We start from the raw sequence: 4,341 nt of genomic DNA, 5'->3' as shown, positions 1-4,341 counted from the left end.
GTGAAGGCGTCCAGGAGAGCCTGCGTGGGATGCTCGTGGGTTCCGTCGCCGGCGTTGACGACCCCGGCGGTGATCCAGCCGCTCGTGGCGAGGGTCTGCGGGGCACCGGAGGCGCCGTGGCGGATGACGACGGCATCCGCCCCCATCGCCTGCAGAGTCTGGGCGGTGTCCTGGAGCGATTCGCCCTTCGACACCGACGAGCCCTTGGCCGAGAAGTTGATGACGTCGGCCGAGAGGCGCTTGGCGGCTGCCTCGAACGAGATGCGGGTGCGGGTGGAGTCCTCGAAGAACAGGTTCACCACCGTCTTGCCGCGCAGGGTCGGCAACTTCTTGACCTCACGCTGCTGCGTGTCGGCCATGTCCTCGGCGACGTCGAGGATCTGCAGCGCGTGGGCGCGGCTGAGGGTGCGGGTGTCCAGCAGGTGCCTCATGAGCCGATCGTCACCTCCTCGATGCCGTCGACTTCGGCCAGGCGCACGTTGACCCGCTCGTCGCGGGCGCTGGGGAGGTTCTTGCCCACGAAGTCCGGCCGGATCGGCAGCTCGCGGTGGCCGCGGTCGACGAGGATCGCCAGGCGCACGGCGGCGGGGCGGCCGATGTCCTGGAGGGCGTCCAGAGCGGCGCGGATGCTGCGCCCCGAGAACAGCACGTCGTCCACGAGCACCACGGTCTTGCCGTCGATGCCGCCGGCGGGAATGGCGGTGGGGTGCGGCGCCCGCGTGGGGTTCCGGTGCAGGTCGTCACGGTACATCGTGACGTCCAGCGCGCCGACGGGAATGCTGTGGCCGGAGAACTCACTGACGAGAGCGCCGATGCGTTCGGCGAGAGTGACGCCGCGGGTCGGGATCCCGAGGATCACCAGGCCGTCGGACCCCCGGTTGGACTCGAGGATCTCGTGCGAGATCCGGGTCAGTGCTCGGGCGATGTCGGCGTCGTGCAGCACGGTGCGCGTGCTCATCCGCCGCTCCCTTCTCCGCCTCACAGGACGGTGTTAAAGGTTGCTGGGTGTGCCCGGCCAGCCTATCGGCCCGCAGGCCGAGTCGACGACGACGCGCTCAGGCGGCGGGGCTGGCGGCGGCCCGGTGCAGTTCGTCCTCGACCTGGCTGGCCCGGATCGGGTGCCCGAGGGTCGACAGGCACTTGCCCGTCTTCAGGTCCCACTTCCAGTCGTGGAGCGAGCAGGTGAGCACGTCGCCCTCGATCTTGCCGGTCTTGGACAGGTCGGCGCGCAGGTGCGGGCAGCGGCGCTGCACGACCCAGTCGTCGAGCTGGATGTCCTCGGAGACGTCGGACTGCTCGGCATACCAGTTCTCGACGTACTCGATGCGGTCGCGCGAGAGGCACTTGAAGAACGTGTAGATGAACTCGTTGAACTTGCCCACGCGGCCGGCCTGGAACTGCATCGACAGGAAGATCGAGTTCGACCAGTCGATCTCGTGCTCGGCGATGTTGGTGGAGACGAGGTCGGCGGGGATGGTGAACCAGTAGTTGGTCTCCTCCCCCGCGTACTCGCGCACCTTGGCCTTGGGGAAGTCGATGCAGAGGTCGAGCTCGCCGATCGTCATGCGCACCGGTCCCCCGACGCCCTCGCGGAAGATGCGGCCGCGACGCAGCAGCGGCTCCCACCAGGCCTTGAGTTCGGCGAGCATCTCGGCAGGCGGCAGCACCGGCGCACGAGAGGCCTCTTCGGCGCGGATCTCGTCCTGCCGGCTGGCGCGCTGCTCCTCGAGGTAGGACCACTTGTCGGAGAAGATGCGCTCGATCTCGGCCTCGGAGTACAGCGTCTGCTCGACCGTCTGCTCGCCGCCCTCGATGGTGACGACGGTGCCGGGGATGAAGACGTGCCCGTCGTACTTCGGAGCCTCTTGCTTCATACGGGCGAGGAACTGGGCCTGGTCGGTGAAGATCGAATCGTTCTCTTGGCCGAGGCCGTTGTAGCGGAACAGCTCGTCACGCAGGAACATCGGCGGCCCGGCCATGGGGTACACGTGGGGCGCGTCGACCTTCTCGATGTAGAACATCGCCCGCTTGTGCTGGGCCTCGCGCTTGAGGTGGGCGAAGTTGACCTTCGCCTCGTCGGGGAGGTCGTAGACCATGGGCCACCAGATGGCTCCGGAGAACTGCGTGAAGTAGGCCTCGGGCTTGCCGAAGCTCAGCAGCTTCTCGAGATCCAGCGGGTGCGAGTCGTTCTGGTTGAGGATCGACGCGGTGCCGTCGTCGACCGAGAGCGACGAGTCGCCGATCGGGCCGTCGCTGGGCGCACGCAGCGGCGTGATCATGATCCGCAGCGGCCCGCGCTCGATGATCTCCCCCGCCTGGGTGTAGGTGATGTTGTCGTAGCCGAGCCCTCGCAGATCCCGCTCGAGATCATCGGTCGGGTAGTCCGGAAGCAGCACCTCGATGTCCTTGCGGACGTACTTCTCCAGCATCCACGGATCGAAGTGATCGCGGTGGCGGTGCGAGATGTACAGGAAGTCGGCGTTGCCGAAGCGTTCCCAGTCCAGGGCGCGGTTGTCGGGGAAGACGAACCACGAACCGTAGAACGACGACTTGATCACCGGGTCGCAGAGGATGGTGCCTCCTGCCGTTTCGATGAACATGCCGGCGTGGCCGAGCCCCGTGATACGCATGGATTCCTCCCGTGTCGAACAGTTCCAAAGTCTACGGCGTGCCCTCGGAAGGGGCGGGCCGCTACGCCGTGACAAACGCGTCTCAGGGCTCGAACAGCCCCCGGATGTCGTCGGCGTCGAGCTCGTGCGAGAACAGGTCGTCATCGTCGAGGACCGACTGGAACAGGCGCGCCTTGCGCTCCTGCAGGGCCATCACCTTCTGCTCGATCGTGCCCTCGGCCACCAGGCGGTACACGTTCACCGGGCGCGTCTGCCCGATGCGGTGCGTGCGGTCGACGGCTTGGGACTCGGCTGCGGGGTTCCACCACGGGTCGAGCAGGAAGACGTAGTCCGCCTCGGTGAGCGTCAACCCGAAACCGCCGGCCTTCAGGCTGATGAGGAAGACCGGCGCGTCGCCGTCGCGGAACCCCGCGACGACGTCCTGCCGGCGACGGGTGGACCCGTCCAGCCGGACGTACGGGATGCCGGCGGATTCCAGCCTGCGCTGTGCCAGATCGAGGAACGAGGTGAACTGACTGAAGACCAGTGCGCGGTGCCCCTCTGCGGCGAGCTCGGTGAGGTGCTCGACGAGGGCGTCGAGCTTGGCGGAGCCCATGCGGGTGTGACGGCCGTCGATGAGGGCGGGCGACAGGCTCAGCATGCGCAGGAGCGTCAGCGAGCGGAAGACGATGAAGCGGTTGCGGTCCAGGTCCTGAAGCAGCCCGAGCACCTTCTGACGCTCGCGCTGCAGCACCGTGTCGTACAGCGCTCGGTGGTCGTCACCCAGGCGCACGCGCAGCTCCTGCTCCTGCTTGGGTGGCAGGTCGGGGGCGACCAGGTCTTTCGTGCGGCGGAGGACGAAGGGACGGATGCGACGGCGCAGCCGGTCGAGCCTGCGTGCGCGATACGGGGCGCCCTCGGCGTTCTCCGGGGTCTTGCCCTGCTCGATGGGCTTGATGTACTCCGTGCGGAAGCGCTGCCCCGAGGGGAAGAGGCCGGGGGATGTCAGCGACAGCAGGGCGTGGAGGTCACCGAGGCTGTTCTCCAGCGGCGTGCCGGTGATGGCGAAGGTGACGTCGGCGCGCAGGGTGCGCACGGCGCGATGCAGCTTCGTGGTCGGGTTCTTGACGAACTGCGCCTCGTCGAGGATGAGCCCCGCCCATTCCACTGCGCCGTACTCGCCTTCATCCAGTCGCAGCAGCGTGTACGACGTCACGACGACGTCCGCGCCCGCCGCGAGGGAGGCGACGTCCGCGTCGCGCTTGACGGCGCTGGCGTCGATCGTCCGCACGACGAGCCCGGGCACGAACCGCTCGGCCTCGCTCGGCCAGGTGGCCAGCACCGACGTGGGCGCGACCACCAGGAACGGTCGTCGCTCGCCGGTCTCCCGGGTGTGCGCGATCAGCGCGAGGGTCTGCAGCGTCTTGCCGAGCCCCATGTCGTCGGCCAGGATGCCGCCCAGGCGCTGCCGCCAGAGGAAGGCGAGCCAGTCGAAGCCGGTCTGCTGATACGGGCGCAGCTGGGCTTGCAGCGCGTACGGCACCGGGGTGGGCTCGACGCCGCCCAGGCCGCGCAGGCCCTCGACGGCCGCGCGCCACGTCACGGCCGGCTCTGCCTGATCGGCGAGGTCCTCGAAGTCGGACCAGAGGGCGCTCTGGTAGCGGCTGATGCGGGCGCCGGTCTCCCACTCGTCGAGCTCGGCGGCCTCGTCCACGAGCTCGCGCAGGCGGTC

4 protein-coding genes are annotated in these 4,341 nt (G+C 68.5%); all 4 read right to left on the bottom strand.

Annotated elements, in window-relative coordinates; genetic code table 11:
* Positions 1 to 431: aspartate/ornithine carbamoyltransferase family protein (locus tag NQ160_RS19460; RefSeq protein WP_374113683.1), on the bottom strand; the 431-nt coding region annotated here is incomplete at its 3' end.
* The gene (pyrR, locus tag NQ160_RS19455; protein WP_257516764.1) at positions 428 to 958 is read right to left on the bottom strand and encodes a bifunctional pyr operon transcriptional regulator/uracil phosphoribosyltransferase PyrR; all 531 of its coding nucleotides are present in this window, start codon (positions 956 to 958) and stop codon (positions 428 to 430) included. The genes NQ160_RS19460 and pyrR, both read right to left, overlap by 4 nt.
* 97 nt (positions 959 to 1,055) lie before the next feature.
* Positions 1,056 to 2,630 carry a Rieske 2Fe-2S domain-containing protein gene (locus tag NQ160_RS19450; protein ID WP_257516763.1) on the bottom strand — a complete coding sequence of 525 codons (1,575 nt, stop codon included), beginning with the start codon at positions 2,628 to 2,630 and terminating at the stop codon, positions 1,056 to 1,058.
* A gap of 82 nt (positions 2,631 to 2,712) precedes the next feature.
* Positions 2,713 to 4,341 (bottom strand): DEAD/DEAH box helicase (locus NQ160_RS19445; protein ID WP_257516762.1); only part of this gene is annotated, 1,629 nt, incomplete at its 5' end.

It is taken from the genome of Microbacterium sp. zg.Y909, assembly GCF_024626565.1.
The sequence above is the reverse complement of the archived record's forward strand: the minus strand, read 5'-3'. Positions and strand labels throughout refer to the sequence as shown.

Excerpts from the sequence above, each read along its gene's own strand:
- NQ160_RS19450 (WP_257516763.1), bottom strand. The coding sequence starts at position 2,630 with ATGCGTATCACGGGGCTCGGCCACGCCGGCATGTTCATCGAAACGGCA.
- pyrR (WP_257516764.1), bottom strand. The coding sequence starts at position 958 with ATGAGCACGCGCACCGTGCTGCACGACGCCGACATCGCCCGAGCACTG.